Genomic DNA, 15,878 nt, shown 5'->3' on the forward strand with positions numbered 1-15,878 from the left:
ACAGGAGAAACCCATGAGCACCAACAACGAAATCCCACGCCTGGTGAACACCAAGGAAGCGGCACAAATCCTGGGCGTCAGCAAGGCCACCCTGGACCGCGACCGCGCCACCGGGTGCGCAGGCGGCGTGCCCTGCATAAGAATTGGCGGGAGGGCCCTGTACAGCCCGGAGCAAATCCTCGAGTGGGCCAAGGCCAGGGCCATCGTGCCAACGCCAGCCCTGGCGCTGCAGATCGAGGCGGCGCCCCAGCCCCGGCGCCGGGGACGGCCCCGCAAGACGGGTTAACCCAGCTTCGCGGCAAGCTCGCTGGCGCTTGGGTTGAAATACCGCTGCAGCATCTTCAAGTCTTTGTGCCCAGTGACTGCAGCGAGTTCGAGCACGTTTGAAAGCTTTTTTGAAAGCCGGGTCGTAGCTTCATGGCGAATGTCATGCAGTCGCAAATCCTTGATCCCCGCCCGCTCGCGGGCACGTGCCCAGGCTTTCGTGACTGCGTCGGCACGCACGTTGAAGACGCGCTCACCCTCGCGCGGCAGCGACCGGAGCAACGCCACTGCGGCAGTGGACAGCGGCACATCGCGTGCGGTGCCGTTTTTTGTGTGGGGCAGATGCACAAACTGCGCATCGAGGTCGACGAATTCCCAGCGCAGCGCAACCACCTCGCCGCGGCGCATCGCGGTGAGCTTGAGCAGTTGCACGATTGCGGGCAACTCCGCAGACTCGCTCACGGCACAAATGCGTGCGAGTTCATCATCACTCGCGCGACGCTTGCGGGCATCGCGGATTTTCGGCTTGTTGACATCGGCGACCGGGTTGGCAATGCCGCCGATCTTCCAGGACTTCCTGGCCGTCGTGTAGAGGTGCGAAAGCACGGCCAGCCGTCGGACAACCGTGCTGGCGGCAAGGCCCGCACGGAGCCAGGCTGCTTGCAGCGCCTCGATCTGCGTGCTGTCGATGGCCGAGAGTGACAGCCGGGCCAGGGGCGAATCTGTGAAAGCCTTGATGATCGATTTATTACCGCTCCCGCTCAACCTTGGCACGACCTCGATCAGGTATCGGGCCAGGGCATCCTTGAGCAACAGCGCGTCCGCTGCGCTGGTGTCGCGCCAAAGCCCGCGCTCAAGCTCTGATTCGACTTTGCGCGCCCAGGCGCTAGCATTTGTCCTCGTCGAAAATGTCTTGGTGATCGTCGGCTGGCCACGCCGCCTGATGATGACCTGATGGCTGAACTCGCCGCGCTTCGTGATCGTTGCCATAGAATTTCCCCTTTTGTCCGAGTAGTACGGGTGGCAGGAAATTGCAGCATCGGTGCAGCAAAAAATCAGGCAATTTCGCGTAAGTGCTTGATAACAAACGAGAATAAGCCATCAATTTCAGCTTTCGTAATGAGAAGGTCGAGGGTTCGATTCCTTTCACCGGCACCACAAACGGCTCTGCTGGAAACGAAGGGCCGCTCCCGAGTTTCCTTGCCCCCTCCGGGGGGAGTCCGCTCGCGGACTGCTGGGGGCACTTGTATCTCTAGCACCTGTTCCGTGACTCCATCCCCGCCCCAAGACCGTCTCCCCTCACGCAGCATGCTGTGGGTGCTGGCCATCGTGCTGGCTGCCCTGTGGTTCGGGGTGTTGGGCTACCGCGATCTGGTGCCCACGGACGAGGGCCGCTACGCCGAAATTCCACGTGAGATGGTGGCCAGCGGCAACTGGGTCACGCCGCGCCTGGACGGCCTGAAATATTTCGAGAAACCACCGCTGCAATATTGGGCCACGGCCGTGGCTTACGAGGTGTTCGGCCTCGGCCAATGGCAAGCACGGCTGTGGACCGGGCTCACGGGCTTCTTCACCATCCTGCTCACCGGCTATGCCGGTTGGCGCGTATTCGGTGCGCGCACCGGGCTGTACGCGGCGGCCATTCTGGCCAGCAGCCTGTACTGGGTGGCGATGGGCCATATCAACACCCTGGACATGGGCGTGTCGGCGATGTTGGCCGGCAGCCTGCTGAGTTTTTTGCTGGCGCAGCGTGACGGCGCAACGCCTGCGCAGAGCCGCAACTGGATGTGGGCCTGCTGGGCCTTCATGGCGCTGGCGCTGCTGTCCAAAGGGCTCATCGGCCCTGCCTTTCCTGGCATGACGCTGGTGCTCTACACCCTGCTCACGCGCGACTGGGGCCTGTGGAAGCGGCTGCACATCGTCACCGGCCTGCTGATTTTTCTGGCCATCGGCCTGCCCTGGCATGTGCTGGTGCAACTGCGCAACCCCGAGTTTTTCGACTACTACTTCATCTACCAGCAGTTCACCCGCTTTCTCACGCCTGAGTTGGCGCGGCCGGGGCCGTGGTGGTATTTCTTCCCCATACTGTTGCTCGCCGTGCTGCCCTGGGTTGGTGGCTTGTTCGGCGGGCTGCGGCATGCGTGGAAGCAGCCGAGCGGCATGGAAGCATCGAGCGCGGTCGTTGCCGGCAGGCCCGGCTTCAAACCCAACTGGGCGCTGCTGATCTGGACGGTGTTCATCTTCGCTTTTTTCAGCGCTTCGCATTCCAAGCTGCCGTCCTACATCCTGCCCGTGTTTCCGGCGCTGGCGCTGATGATCGGCAACCATTTCGCCCATGCCCAGCGCGGAGTCTTGCGCTGGCAGTTCGCGCTCTACGGTTTCATCTCGCTGGCCGCCGCCGCGGGCTTGACCCAGCTTTGGCGCGCGGGCAACGCGGTGACGCCAGGCACGCTGTATCAACAATTTGGCTGGTGGCTGGAAATCACAGCGCTACTGGGCATCGTCGGCAGCGCACTGGCCTGGCGCTGGGAGACGGACGGGCGCCGCAGCGCTGCCGTGCTGGCTCTGGCCATCAGCATGTTTCTCGGCTTCACGGTGGCGTCGCAGGGGTTTCAGATTCTTGGGCGCACGGCATCGACCAAGGACGTGGTCGCCGCCATCCGGCCGTGGCTTCATGCCGGCCAGCCGTTCTACGTCGTGGGTACTTATGACCAGACGCTGCCGTTCTACTTGCGCCGTACCGTGACGGTGGTGGAGTACCAGGGCGAGCTGCACTTCGGCATCACGCAGCAACCGCAATTGTGGGTCCCCACCCTGGCCGACTTCGCCCAGCGATGGCAGCAGGACCGCCTGCCGCTGGCCTTCATGCCAGCCGGGCAGCTCGGCGCGCTGCGGGCCATGCACCTGCCGCTGCAAGTGATCGAGCAGACGCCGCGCTACGTGGTCATCGCCAAGCCGGGGCAGGACTATGGGACAGCCGCGCAAGCTGCTATCCCACGCTTGCCCGCCGCCTGGAATGCCCCACCCACGACCCCACCCACCGGAGCCAAGCCATGAGCGCCGTCACGTTCGCCCTGGTTCTCACCGGCGTGCTGCTGAATGCCGCCGCACAGTTGCTGCTCAAGGCCGGAGCTGAGACCGTCGGCCGCTTTTCCTTCAGCCTGGACAACATCTGGCGGGCAGGCTTGCATTTCGCACTGCAATGGCAAATCCTGCTGGCGCTAATGTTCTACGCGCTGTCGGTCGGCGTGTGGACTTTGGCGATGACCCGGGTACAGGTGTCCATCGCCTACCCCATGCTCTCGTTGGCCTATGTGGTCACGGCCTTCGCCGCCTGGTGGCTGTTCGGCGAGGCGCTGACGGCGCAGAAACTCATCGGCATCGCCATCATCATCGTCGGTGTGATTGTGGTTGCACGTTCCTGAGGGAGCCCGTCATGACCGAAGCTGATGTCCTGCCTTTCACCCGCCCCGACCTCGACGAGGCCACCATCGCCGGTGTGGTCGAGGTGCTGCGCTCGGGCTGGCTCACCACCGGGCCGTGGAATGCGAAGTTCGAGCAGGTGCTGTCGGAATTTTTCGGCGGCCGCACGGTGCGCGCCTTCAACTCCGGCACGGTCACCATGGAAGTGGCGCTGCGCATGCTGGGCGTGGGCCCGGGCGACGAAGTCATCACCACGCCGCTGTCCTGGGTGGCCACGGCCAATGTGGTGCTGGCGGTGGGCGCGCGGCCGGTGTTCGTCGACATCGACCCGGTCACGCGCAACTTCGACACCAGCGCCATCGAGGCCGCCATCACCCCCCGCACGAAGGTCATCCTGCCGGTGCATCTGGCCGGCCTGCCCTGCGATCTGGACGCCATTGGCGCCCTGGCCACACGCTACAAACTGCGGGTGCTGGAAGATGCGGCCCAGGCCATCGGCAGCACCTGGCGGGGCCGGCGCGTCGGCAGCTTCGGCGACTTCGCCTCTTTCAGCTTCCACCCCAACAAGAACGTCACCAGCCTTGAAGGAGGCTGCCTGGTCCTTCCCGCCGATGCCGACCCGCAACTGGCCGAGCGCCTGCGCCTGCAAGGCGTGCGCCGCACCGGGCTGGATGGCATGGACGTCGACGTGGTGGGTGGCAAGGCCAACCTCACCGACGTGGCCGCGCGCGTGGGCTGGGGGCAGATGCAGCGGCTGGACGGTTTCAATCGCCGCCGCACCGAGTTGGCGAAGGCGTATTTCGCGGTGCTCGACGCCATGAAACTGGCCGAGCGTGGCGTGCAACTGCCGGTGCGCGACTTCACCGACAGCAACTGGCATATGTTCCAGATCGTGCTGCCATCGGGTGTCTCGCGTGCCGCCGTGATGCAGGCGTTGAAAGACCGCGGCATCGGCACCGGCGTGCATCACCCGCCCATCCACTTGTTCACGCTCTACCGCAAGCTGGGCTTCAAGCCTGGCGACTTTCCCCATGCCGAGCGCGTGGGTGCGGGCATTCTCACCCTGCCGCTGTTTCCCGCCATGCGCGACGGCGACATCGGTCGCGTCTGCGGCGCGCTCGACGCGGTGCTGCGAGAATTCGGCGTATGAGCACCTTCGTTCTTCCACCCGCCGTCTCGGTCGTCGTTCCCGTCTACAACGAGGAAGCCGGTCTGGCCGCGCTGTTCGCCCGGCTTTACCCCGCGCTCGACGCCCTGGGCGAGCGCTATGAAATCATCTTCGTCAACGATGGCAGCAAGGACCGCTCGGCAGCCCTGCTGGCAGCGCAGCAGCGCCTGCGCCCCGACGTCACCCGCGCCATTTTGTTCAACGGCAATTACGGCCAGCACATGGCCATCCTTGCGGGTTTCGAGCACAGCCGCGGCGATATCGTGGTGACGCTGGACGCCGACCTGCAGAACCCGCCCGAGGAAATCGGCAAGCTGGTGGTCAAGATGCGCGAGGGCTTCGATTACGTCGGCACCATACGCCGCCAGCGGCAAGACAGCTGGTTCCGCCGCAACGCCAGCCTGGCGATGAACAATCTGCGGGAAAAAATCACCCATGTCCGCATGACCGACCAGGGCTGCATGCTGCGCGCCTATGGCCGCGACGTCGTCGACACCATCAACCGCTGCAGCGAGGTCAACACCTTCGTGCCCGCGCTGGCCTACACCTTCTCGCTGCGCCCGACCGAAATCGAAGTGGCGCACGAGGAGCGCGCCGCGGGCGAGTCGAAGTACTCGCTGTTCAAACTCGTCCGGCTGAATTTCGATCTGGTCACCGGCTTCTCGCTCATGCCGCTGCAGATCATGTCCTTCCTCGGCATCGCCCTGGCGCTGGCCTCGGGGGCGCTGTTCGTCTACCTGATGCTGCAGCGCCTGCTGTTCGGCTCGCAGGTGCAGGGCGTGTTCACGCTGTTCGCCATCACCTTCTGCCTGCTCGGCGTGCTGCTGTTCAGCATGGGCCTGCTGGGCGAGTACATCGGCCGCATCTACGAACAGGTGCGCGGCCGGCCGCGCTATGTGGTGCAGGCCGTGCTGGACGATACTGCGGACGTCCAACCAGCTCATGGCCTGCATGAAGCGGGGGCTGAAGCCAAGGCCCCCAGCCTGGCCGCCTCCAGCCGCTAAACACCGCATGCGCGCCGTTGTTTTCGCTTATCACAACGTTGGCGCGCGCGGCCTGCGCACGCTGCTGGCTGGCGGCATGCGGGTGGAACTCGTGGTCACGCACCCGGACGACCCCGGCGAGACCATCTGGTTCGACAGCGTGGCTGCGGTTGCGGCCGAGCATGGCATCCCGGTGGCGCTGGTCGATCAGGCCGTGGACGATGCCTTGCTGGAACGCATCGCGAGACTGGCGCCGGACTACATCTTCTCCTTCTACTTTCGCCGCATGCTGCCTGCGTCACTGCTGGCTGCGGCGCGCATCGCCGCGCTGAATATGCACGGCTCGCTGCTGCCCAAATACCGGGGCCGCGTGCCGGTGAACTGGGCGGTGCTTCACGGCGAATCTGAAACAGGCGCAACCCTGCACGTCATGGAAGCCAAGCCCGATGCGGGCGACATCGTCGCCCAGCAGGCCGTGCCCATCCTGCCGGACGATACGGCCAAAGACGTGTTCGACAAAGTCACCGTGGCCGCCGAAATCGCTTTATGGGGCGTGCTGCCGCGATTGCAGCGGGGCGAAGTGCCGCGCCGCGCCAATGATCTGGCGCAAGGCAGCTACTTCGGCGGGCGCAAGCCGGAAGATGGCCGCATCGACTGGCGGCAACCCGCGCAGGCCATCTACAACCTCATTCGCGCCGTCGCTCCACCCTACCCCGGTGCTTTTTTTGACCTGAACGGTCGGCGCCTCATCGTCGCCCGCGCGCGCTTGGCACGCCCTGAAGTGGCGGCGCTGCTCCCGGCTTCGGCCAGCGCCGGATTGCATCTCGCACGGGAGCAGATCCTTGCCAAAGGCAGCGACGGCGGGGTGATTCACATCCTCGAATTGTGGGCGGCAGATCACCCCGGCCAGCCCTTGAGCGCACGACACCTTTCGGAACTCGCAGGGCATCAACCATGAAAAAAATCCTCATTCTCGGCGTCAATGGCTTCATCGGCCACCACCTGTCCAAGCGCATCCTGGCCACCACCGACTGGCAGGTGTACGGCATGGACATGAACACCGACCGCATCGACGACCTGCTGGGGAGTCCGCGATTCAAGTTCTTCGAGGGCGACATCACCATCAACAAGGAGTGGATCGAGTACCACGTGCGCAAGTGCGACGTCATCCTGCCGTTGGTGGCCATCGCCACGCCCGCCACCTATGTGAAAGCGCCGCTGCGCGTGTTCGAGCTCGACTTCGAAGCCAACCTGCCCATCGTGCGCGCCGCGGTCAAGCACAAAAAACATCTGGTGTTCCCCTCCACCTCCGAGGTCTACGGCATGAGCGCCGATGCCGAGTTCGACCCCGAGAACTCGCCCCTCACCTACGGCCCGATCAACAAGCCGCGCTGGATCTACGCCTGCTCCAAGCAGCTGATGGACCGGGTGATTGCCGGCTACGGCCAGCAGGAAGGGCTGAACTACACCCTGTTCCGTCCGTTCAACTGGATTGGCGCGGGGCTGGACACCATCTTCTCCGCCAAGGAAGGCAGCTCGCGCGTGGTGACGCAATTCCTCGGCCACATCGTGCGCGGCGAGAACATCAGCCTGGTCGACGGCGGCCAGCAAAAACGCGCCTTCACCGACATCGACGACGGCATCGACGCGCTGATGAAGATCATCGACAACAAGGACGGCGTGGCCAGCGGCGAGATCTACAACATCGGCAATCCGGCCAACAACCACTCCATCCGCGAGTTGGCCGACCACATGCTGCGTATCGCCGCCGAAACGCCGGAGTACGCCGAAGCGGCCAAGCAGGTGAAGCTGGTGGAAACCAGCTCGGGCGCGTATTACGGCAAGGGCTACCAGGACGTGCAGAACCGCGTGCCCAAGATCACCAACACCATGCACGACCTGAACTGGGCGCCAAAGGCCGATATGGATACCGCGCTGCGCAAGATTTTCGACGCCTACCGCGGCCACATCGCCCAGGCCCGCGCGCTGATGGACGAGGCCGGGAACTGATCGCCGCCGCAGCCCGCACGACGCCCGCGCCATGCCTTTTCTCGCCCTCAAGATCGATGTCGATACCCTGCGCGGCACGCGCGAAGGCATACCCACCTTGCTGCGCCTGCTCGATCGCCGCCAAGTATCCGCCACCTTTCTCTTCAGCCTCGGGCCCGACCACACCGGCCGCGCCCTCAAGCGCGTGTTCCGGCCCGGCTTCCTGGCCAAGGTGCGGCGCACGTCCGTCACCAGCCACTACGGCATCAGGACCCTGCTCTATGGCACCCTGCTGCCCGGGCCGGACATCGGCCGCCTGGCGGCCGAAACCATGCGCAGTGTCGATCGCGCCGGGCATGAGATCGGCGTCCACACCTGGGACCACATCCTCTGGCAAGACCATGTCGCGGGCAAGGACCCCACGTGGACGAGGCGCCAGATGCGGCTGGCCGTGGACCGCTTTGGCGAGATCTTCGGCCGCGCCCCCAAGGTGCATGGCGCCGCGGGCTGGCAGATGAACGACGCCGCCTACGCGCTGGAAGAAGAACTCGGATTCACCCTTGCCTCGGACGTCCGCGGCGATGCGCCGTTCCGCCCGGTGGTGGGCGGCCGCGCGCTCGGCGTGCCGCAGCTGCCGACCACCCTGCCGACGCTGGACGAGCTCATCGGCGTGGACGGCATCACGCCCGAGAACGTGGCCGAGCATCTGCTCAAGCTGTCGCTCGATGGTCGCGACCATGTCTATACCCTGCATGCCGAACTCGAAGGCGGCCAGCTCGCACCGGTGTTCGAGGCGCTGCTGGCCGACTGGAGCCATGCGGGTCTGCGTCTCGGCAGCATGACCGGCTACGCCGCGACGCTGAATCTGGACGCATTGCCGCTGAAGGGCGTGGGCATGGGTACCGTGCCCGGACGCAGCGGTATGCTGGCGGTGCCGGTTTCCCCAACCTGATGACCAAGGTCGGCTCGGCCAAGCGTGACGTGCCGATCCGCCCCTTGGAGCCCGCAGTGCCCAGCAGCCAGCCCGTTTGCCACCGCCTCCGCACAAGGAGCCGCCGCCTGCCCATGCCGGCATGGGCAGCGAGCAAGGCCGCCCGCTTGCTGCTCGCTCCGTTTCTGGCATGGGCTGCCGCGAGCCATTCCCCCGCGCATGCCGAGCCCGGCCTGGCGCACGAGGTGGTCGGCGGAAGCTCGGAATATGTCGTCCGCAAGGGCGACTCGCTGACCGCGATCGGGGCGCGCTTCGGCGAGTCGGTCGCCGATATCGCGCGGCTCAATGGGCTCGAACCCCGGCATGCCCTCCAACCTGGGCAGCGCATCCAGATCGACAATCGCCACATCGTCCCCGAAACACTGGACGACGGCGTGCTGATCAACCTGCCGCAGCGCATGCTGTTCTTCTTCCGTGACGGCAAACTCTCCGGTGCCTACCCCGTGGGTCTGGGCAAACCGAGCTGGCCGACACCCGCCGGGAATTTCAAGGTCGTGGCGTTGCGCAAGGATCCGACCTGGGATGTCCCGCTTTCGATCCAGGAGGAAATGCGGCGCGAAGGCAAGGCCGTACTGACCCGTGTGGCGCCGGGGCCGGACAATCCTTTGGGCAAGTACTGGATCGGGCTGAGCATGACCGGCTACGGCATCCACGGCACCAGCGCGCCGCCCAGTGTCTATCATTTCCAGAGCCATGGCTGCATCCGGCTTCACCCCGACGACGTGGATACACTGTTCGCCAACATGCAGATCGGCACCCCAGGCAAGATCATCTACACGCCGCTGCTGCTGGCCGAACTGCCCGATGGGCATATCGAACTCGAGGCCAACCCGGACATCTACCACAAGCAGCCCGCCCCCTGGGACGCACTGGTCAGGCTGGCGGCGCAAAACGGCCTGACCGACCGCATCGACTGGCAGAAAGCCCGGCAAGTCGCCAAGCAGCAGGAGGGGCTGGCGAGGCGGATCGACCGCCAGGCCGAAGTCCAGGCCCCGGCACCGTAAGCAAGGAAGCCATCATGTCGCGTTCACGCCTGCACACGTCCTCTCGCCCACACGCAGTGGCCAGCCGCGAGCGCCGCCGTTTCCTCTCGGCCGCAGCGGGCATTCTGGCTGCGGGAACCGGCCTCGCCGCCCGACCGGCCTTCGCCCAGACAAGCGCCTCCAGCGCGGAGCGCTCACTCTCCGTCTACAACCTGCACACCGGCGAAACCCTGCGTACCGTCTATTGGGCGCAAGGTGTGTACCTTCCCGAATCGCTCGCCGAGGTCGACCACCTGCTGCGTGACTTCCGCAACAACGAGACCAAGGCCATCGCTCCGTCTCTGCTCGACCTGCTGCACGCCATCGCGGAACGGCTCGGCGCGGCCCAACCCATCCAGCTCGTTTCCGGATACCGTTCGCCGAGCACGAACGCCATGCTGCACGCTCGCAGTTCGGGTGTGGCCAAGCACAGCCTGCACATGGACGGCATGGCCGCGGACATCCGTGCGCCTGGGCATGACCTGACGCAGTTGCACAGGGTCGCGCTCTCGTTGCAGTCCGGCGGCGTCGGCTTGTATCCCCGCTCGGATTTCGTCCATGTCGATATCGGCCGGGTGCGTCGCTGGCAGGGTGTCTGAGCACGACGGCGCCCGAGGACTTCGGCGCGGGACTTCCCGGCTCCACCATTCGGCAGCTTGATCCCGATCAACCGCGCGCCACGCGAACCCGCCTAACCTGACAGCACTTGTCAGTGTGAGGTCGCGTCATGGATGATCGCTTCCAGGACCGTTTCGCCGCAGGGCGCAGGCTGGCCCGGTCCCTGCAAGTCTATGCAGGCCGTCATGATGTGCTTGTCCTGGCGGTGCCGCGCGGCGGCGTTCCGGTGGGATACGAGGTGGCCAAATCCCTCGGCGCCGAGCTTGATGTGCTCATCGCGCGCAAGCTCGGCTTGCCGGGGCATCCGGAACTCGCCATGGGGGCCATCGCATCGGGCGGAGCCTTGTACCTCAATCCCGAGGTCGTCGACATGGCCGCGGTCTCCCGGCATGACATCGAAGCCGTGCTCGCCGATGAGCGCCGCGAACTGCAACGCCGCGAAACGCTCTACCGTGGGACGCGCCCGACAGCCAGCGTCGAAGGCCGCACCGTCATCGTCGTCGACGATGGCATCGCCACGGGCGCCTCCATGCGCGCGGCCGTCATGGCGCTGCGTTCCCGGCATCCGGCCCGCATCGTGGTCGCCGTGCCGGTCGCTCCGCCCGGCGCAAAGCAGCGCCTGGAGGACATCACCGACGATTTCGTCTGCGTGCTCAGCCCGCATCCGTTCTATGCCGTCGGCCAGTTCTACGAGACCTTCGACCAGACCAGCGACGCGGAAGTGCGCAGACTGCTGGCACGGTCGCGCGGGGAAGCAGCATGACGCACCCGGCGCTGACCCCCTTTCTCGCCGTGCGGCATCTTGCCCAGCGGCTCGCCGGCAACGCCACCGATGACGACGCGCTGCTGGCGATGGCCGCGGGTCGGCGCTTCGTGCTGCTCGGCGAGGCCACCCACGGGACGCAGGATTTTTACCGCATGCGCGCCGACATCACCCGCAGGCTCATTGCGGAACAAGGGTTCGATGCCGTGGCCATTGAAGGCGATTGGCCGGATGCCTGGCGCGTCAACCATTACGTGCATGGCGAAGGCCACGACGACGCCACCGCCGCGCTGGACGATTTCGAACGTTTTCCCGCCTGGATGTGGCGCAACCGGGAAGTCCTCGATTTCGTCGGCTGGCTGCGCGCGCACAACGCCGCCAAACCCCAGGCGGAGCGCGTGGGATTTTATGGCCTCGACCTCTACAGCCTCTACCGTTCGGCCGATGCGGTGATCCGCTATCTCGACCGGATCGACCCGGAGCAGGCGGAACTCGGCCGCAAGCGCTATGCGGCGCTCGACCATGTGCGCGAGCCCCAGGTCTACGGCTACCAGGCCGCCTTCGGCCAGCGCCCCGACGCCCGCGAAGGCGTCATTGCGCAATTGCTGCAGTTGCGTGCCGATGCGCAGGCTCATATCGAGCGCAATGGTCTCGCGGCGTTGGATGCGCATTTCTTTGCCGAGCGCAACGCCACGGTGGTGGTGCATGCCGAGGCCTACTACCGCGCCATGTTCGGCCGGCGCGTCAACACCTGGAACCTGCGCGACGCCCATATGCGCGACACCCTGCTCGCACTGGCCGATTACCGGGTCCGGCGGGGCGGCACGGGACGGGTGGTGGTCTGGGCTCACAACTCGCACCTCGGCGACGCGCGCGCCACCGAGTCGCATGCGCGGGGCGAATGGAACCTCGGCCAGTTGATCCGGCAGGATGTGGGCGACCAGGCCCTGCTGGTGGGTTTCACAACCTATACAGGCCACGTCTCCGCGGCTTCGCAGTGGGACGGCGATGTCGAGCACAAGTGGGTGAGGCCGGCGCTGCGCGGCAGCTACGAGCACCTGTTCCACAGCACGGGGCTGGATCGGTTCTTCCTGCCCTTGACCGACGCTGCGGCCGAACCCCTGCGTGAGCCCATGCTGGAGCGCGCCATCGGCGTGATCTACGTGCCGCAGACGGAACGCGCGAGCCATTATTTCGATGCCGCGCTGGCGCGGCAGTTCGACGCCGTGTTCCATCTGGACGAAACCGCCGCGCTCGAACCGCTGGATGCGCCGCATCACTGGCACCGGCCCGAGGCCGTGCTGCCGGGCGTCTAGGCCGCATGCAGAGCCAACATCATGCAGCGACCCGCCACGATCGATGTCCAGATCCCCACGCACGACGTCGTGCTGGATGGCATCCTCACGCTTGTCGGCGGAGCACGCGGCATCGTCGTCTTCGCCCACGGCAGCGGCAGCAGCCGGTTCAGCCGGCGCAACCGGGATGTCGCCGAGGCGCTCCAGGCGGCAGGTCTGGCCACCCTGTTGTTCGATCTGCTCAGCGCCGAGGAAAACGCGCGCGACAGGATGACGGCCGAGCATCGCTTCGACATTGCGCTGCTTGCGCGGCGCCTGACCGATACGGTCGACTGGCTGGGCCAGGAGGCGGCGACCCGCGCGCTGCACATCGGCCTGTTCGGCGCCAGTACCGGGGCGGCGGCGGCCCTGATCACCGCGGCCGAGCGCCCGCAGCGTGTGGACGCAATCGTCTCCCGCGGCGGGCGTCCCGATCTGGCCGGCGATGCGCTCGGCAAGGTGCAGGCCCCCACACTGCTCATCGTCGGCGGCTGGGATCCTGAGGTCATCGCCCTGAATGCACTGGCGGCGCGCCAACTCACCTGCGCGCACCGCACCGCCATCGTCCCGAACGCGACCCATCTCTTCGAGGAGCCGGGCAAATTGGAACAAGTCTCCAGGCTGGCCGCCGCCTGGTTTGCAACGCACCTCTCGGCGACGAACAGCTGAGGCACACGCTAGAGCTTCCCGACCGGGAAGCCATCCGCCGGGTTGCCTTTCCAGACGGACGGACAGCCCGACATTGCCCATATCGATGTCAGGAGCACAGCATGAGGGTCAAGGACATTTACACGCGCGGCACGGTGCACATCCCGCGATCGTGCAATCTGCAGGAAGCCGCCATCCAGATGCGTGACCAGCATATCGGAGCTCTGGTCGTCACGGATGGCGCGGTGAACCATCACATCGCCGGGATCGTCACCGACCGGGACATGGTGGTCAAGGCGCTCGCCAAAGGCGCAAGCCCGGTCACCACGACGGTTGGCGACGTGATGACGGACGGCGTGATGAGCACCCCTGAATCCGCCGACGTCAGCGATGCGATGCAGACCATGTTCAGCCACGGCATACGCAGGCTCGCCGTGACCGATCACGAAGGCGGGGTGGTCGGCATGCTGTCCCTGGATGATGTGATCCAGGCCATGAGCCACGACCTGTCGCAACTCGCCAGCATCGTGCGCAGCGAGCAGCAGCGGGAACGAACCGGAAGCGTGCAATCGCCCCTGCACCCCTGAGAAGGCCGAACTGGTGTCGATTCCGGCCGCGCCGCGACCTGCCCTTCACGGTTGAACCGGATCATGGCGTAGCCATGATCCGGTTTGCGCTCAATGGTTGCGCCCCAGCTGCTCCAGAATCGCCGGGTTCTCCAGCGTCGAGGTGTCCTGGGTGATGGCTTCGCCCTTGGCCAGGGTGCGCAACAGGCGGCGCATGATCTTGCCCGAGCGCGTCTTGGGCAGGTTGTCGCCGAAGCGGATGTCCCTGGGCTTGGCGATCGCGCCGATTTCCTTGCCGACGTGGTTGCGCAACTCTTGGGCGATCTGCAGCGCCTCTTCGCCGGTCGGCACCGGGCGCTTGAGCACGACGAAGGCGCAGACCGCCTCGCCGGTGAGATCATCCGGCCGGCCCACCACCGCGGCTTCGGCCACGATCGGGTGCGACACCAGGGCCGACTCGATTTCCATCGTGCCCATGCGGTGGCCCGACACGTTGAGCACGTCGTCGATGCGCCCGGTGATGGTGAAGTAGCCGGTGTGCGGGTCGCGGATGGCACCGTCACCGGCCAGGTAATAGCCGTGCAACTCCTCCGGGTAGTAGCTTTTCTTGAACCGCTCGGGGTCGCCGTAGATGGTGCGGATCATCGCCGGCCAGGGCTTCTTGATGACCAGGATGCCCCCTGTACCCCAGGGCAGGTCGTGCCCGGCTTCGTCCACCACCTCGGCGAAGATGCCCGGCAGCGGCAAGGTGCAGGAACCCGGCACCATCGGCGTGGCGCCGGGCAGCGGGGTCAGCATGTGGCCGCCAGTCTCGGTCTGCCACCAGGTGTCGACGACGGGGCAGCGGCCGCCGCCGATGTGCTCGTAATACCACTCCCAGGCGGCGGGGTTGATGGGCTCGCCCACGGTGCCGAGAATGCGCAGCGAATCGAGCTTGTAGTTGCGCGGATGCACGGCGGCGTTGGTCTCGGCGGCCTTGATCAGCGAGCGGATCGCGGTCGGCGCGGTGTAGAACACATTCACCTTGTGGTCCTGGATCATTTTCCAGAACCGGCCGGCATCGGGGAACGTGGGGACGCCCTCGAACACCACCTCCGTGGCGCCGCAGGCCAGCGGGCCATAAGCGATATAGGTGTGGCCTGTGACCCAGCCGATGTCGGCGGTGCACCAGAACAGATCGTCGGGCTGGATGTCGAAGGTCCACAGCATGGTGAGCTGCGCCCAGAGCAAATAACCCGCGGTGGAATGCTGCACGCCCTTGGGCTTGCCGGTCGAGCCCGAGGTGTAGAGCAGAAACAGCGGATGCTCGGCCTCGACCCATTCGGGCGCGCATGCGGCGCTCTGGCCGGCCACCAGTTCGTGCAGCCACAAGTCGCGCGGCGCGTGGAAGGCGACGTTGCCGCCGGTGCGGCGGTACACCACCACGTTGCGCACGGTGTCGCAGCCGCCCAGACCCAGCGCCTCGTCGACGATGGCCTTCAGCGGCAAGGCCTTGCCGCCGCGGCGCTGCTCGTCGGCCGTGATCACCAGCACCGCGCCGGCGTCCTGGATGCGGTCGCGCAAGGATTGCGCGGAAAAGCCGCCGAACACCACCGAATGCGTCGCCCCGATACGGGCACAGGCCTGCATGGCGGCCACGCCCTCCACCGACATGGGCATGTAGATGACGACGCGGTCGCCCTTGTTCACGCCCAGCCCCTTCAAGGCATTGGCGAGCCGGGAGGTGCGCTCCAGCAACTCGGCGTAGCTCACGCGGGTGACGACGCCGTCGTCGGCCTCGAACACGATGGCGGTCTTGTCGCCCTTGCCGGATTCGACGTGCCGGTCCAGGCAGTTGTACGACACGTTGAGCTTGCCGTCGGCAAACCATTTGTAGAACGGCGCGCCGCTGGCGTCCAGGGTTTGCGTGAACGGCTTGTGCCAAGCGAGGTGCTCGCGTGCCAGCCGTGCCCAGAACCCTTCGAAATCGCCCTCCGCCTCGGCCACCAGCTTGCGGTACGCCTCCATGCCGGAGATGCGCGCACGCTTGACCGCCTCCGACGAGGGGTAGTAGGTCTTCAGCTCGTGATGCTCGGGTACAAGTTGCTCGGTCATGGTTGTCTCCAGATT

The 15,878-nt window shown here is 65.9% G+C and carries 16 protein-coding genes; 14 read left to right on the forward strand and 2 right to left on the reverse strand.

From position 1 onward, the window contains the following. Positions 1-13: 13 nt before the first annotated feature. On the forward strand, positions 14-286 hold the full coding sequence (locus THIX_RS17125) for an AlpA family transcriptional regulator (RefSeq protein WP_112487151.1): 273 nt from the start codon (positions 14-16) through the stop codon (positions 284-286). On the opposite strand, the gene THIX_RS17130 is transcribed toward THIX_RS17125, so the two are convergent. Beyond that, positions 283-1,254 carry a site-specific integrase gene (locus THIX_RS17130; protein WP_112487152.1) on the reverse strand — a complete coding sequence of 324 codons (972 nt, stop codon included), beginning with the start codon at positions 1,252-1,254 and terminating at the stop codon, positions 283-285. The two genes, THIX_RS17125 and THIX_RS17130, sit on opposite strands and share 4 nt — an antisense overlap. 276 nt (positions 1,255-1,530) lie before the next feature. Between THIX_RS17130 and THIX_RS17135 the strand changes: the two genes are divergently transcribed. From THIX_RS17135 to THIX_RS17195, 13 genes are all read left to right on the forward strand, one after another. Further along, the gene (locus tag THIX_RS17135; protein WP_233224610.1) at positions 1,531-3,321 is read left to right on the forward strand and encodes a glycosyltransferase family 39 protein; all 1,791 of its coding nucleotides are present in this window, start codon (positions 1,531-1,533) and stop codon (positions 3,319-3,321) included. Then, positions 3,318-3,689, forward strand: coding sequence for an EamA family transporter (locus tag THIX_RS17140; RefSeq protein WP_112487154.1), 372 nt, complete (start codon positions 3,318-3,320; stop codon positions 3,687-3,689). The genes THIX_RS17135 and THIX_RS17140 overlap by 4 nt, the downstream gene beginning before the upstream one ends. An 11-nt stretch (positions 3,690-3,700) precedes the next feature. Further along, positions 3,701-4,837: a DegT/DnrJ/EryC1/StrS aminotransferase family protein gene (locus THIX_RS17145; RefSeq protein ID WP_112487155.1), complete on the forward strand. Its 1,137-nt coding sequence runs from the start codon at positions 3,701-3,703 to the stop codon at positions 4,835-4,837. Continuing rightward, positions 4,834-5,859, forward strand: coding sequence for a glycosyltransferase (locus tag THIX_RS17150; protein WP_112487156.1), 1,026 nt, complete (start codon positions 4,834-4,836; stop codon positions 5,857-5,859). Before THIX_RS17145 ends, THIX_RS17150 begins: the two co-directional genes overlap by 4 nt. A gap of 7 nt (positions 5,860-5,866) precedes the next feature. Further along, complete coding sequence (locus tag THIX_RS17155; RefSeq protein ID WP_112487157.1) at positions 5,867-6,796, forward strand: formyltransferase; 930 nt, start codon at positions 5,867-5,869, stop codon at positions 6,794-6,796. Further along, the gene (locus THIX_RS17160; RefSeq protein ID WP_112487158.1) at positions 6,793-7,848 is read left to right on the forward strand and encodes a bifunctional UDP-4-keto-pentose/UDP-xylose synthase; all 1,056 of its coding nucleotides are present in this window, start codon (positions 6,793-6,795) and stop codon (positions 7,846-7,848) included. The genes THIX_RS17155 and THIX_RS17160 overlap by 4 nt, the downstream gene beginning before the upstream one ends. Before the next feature lie 31 nt (positions 7,849-7,879). Beyond that, positions 7,880-8,779: a polysaccharide deacetylase family protein gene (locus tag THIX_RS17165; RefSeq protein WP_112487159.1), complete on the forward strand. Its 900-nt coding sequence runs from the start codon at positions 7,880-7,882 to the stop codon at positions 8,777-8,779. Beyond that, complete coding sequence (locus THIX_RS17170) at positions 8,779-9,822, forward strand: L,D-transpeptidase family protein (protein ID WP_199195325.1); 1,044 nt, start codon at positions 8,779-8,781, stop codon at positions 9,820-9,822. The genes THIX_RS17165 and THIX_RS17170 overlap by 1 nt, the downstream gene beginning before the upstream one ends. A 14-nt stretch (positions 9,823-9,836) precedes the next feature. Continuing rightward, positions 9,837-10,439 carry a YcbK family protein gene (locus THIX_RS17175; protein WP_112487160.1) on the forward strand — a complete coding sequence of 201 codons (603 nt, stop codon included), beginning with the start codon at positions 9,837-9,839 and terminating at the stop codon, positions 10,437-10,439. Between the two features lie 128 nt (positions 10,440-10,567). Beyond that, positions 10,568-11,221 carry a phosphoribosyltransferase gene (locus THIX_RS17180; protein ID WP_112487161.1) on the forward strand — a complete coding sequence of 218 codons (654 nt, stop codon included), beginning with the start codon at positions 10,568-10,570 and terminating at the stop codon, positions 11,219-11,221. Next, positions 11,218-12,537, forward strand: a complete 1,320-nt coding sequence (locus tag THIX_RS17185; RefSeq protein WP_112487162.1) for an erythromycin esterase family protein — start codon at positions 11,218-11,220, stop codon at positions 12,535-12,537. The genes THIX_RS17180 and THIX_RS17185 overlap by 4 nt, the downstream gene beginning before the upstream one ends. A 21-nt stretch (positions 12,538-12,558) precedes the next feature. Next, on the forward strand, positions 12,559-13,224 hold the full coding sequence (locus THIX_RS17190) for a dienelactone hydrolase family protein (protein WP_112487163.1): 666 nt from the start codon (positions 12,559-12,561) through the stop codon (positions 13,222-13,224). A 101-nt stretch (positions 13,225-13,325) separates the two neighbouring features. Next, the gene (locus THIX_RS17195; RefSeq protein WP_112487164.1) at positions 13,326-13,790 is read left to right on the forward strand and encodes a CBS domain-containing protein; all 465 of its coding nucleotides are present in this window, start codon (positions 13,326-13,328) and stop codon (positions 13,788-13,790) included. 90 nt (positions 13,791-13,880) lie between these two features. Here THIX_RS17195 and acs read toward each other — a convergent pair whose 3' ends face one another. Continuing rightward, positions 13,881-15,863, reverse strand: coding sequence for an acetate--CoA ligase (acs, locus tag THIX_RS17200; protein WP_112487211.1), 1,983 nt, complete (start codon positions 15,861-15,863; stop codon positions 13,881-13,883). Positions 15,864-15,878 lie beyond the last annotated feature (15 nt).

The sequence above is a fragment of the Thiomonas sp. X19 genome (assembly GCF_900089495.1).
Classification (GTDB): Bacteria; Pseudomonadota; Gammaproteobacteria; order Burkholderiales; family Burkholderiaceae_C; genus Thiomonas_A.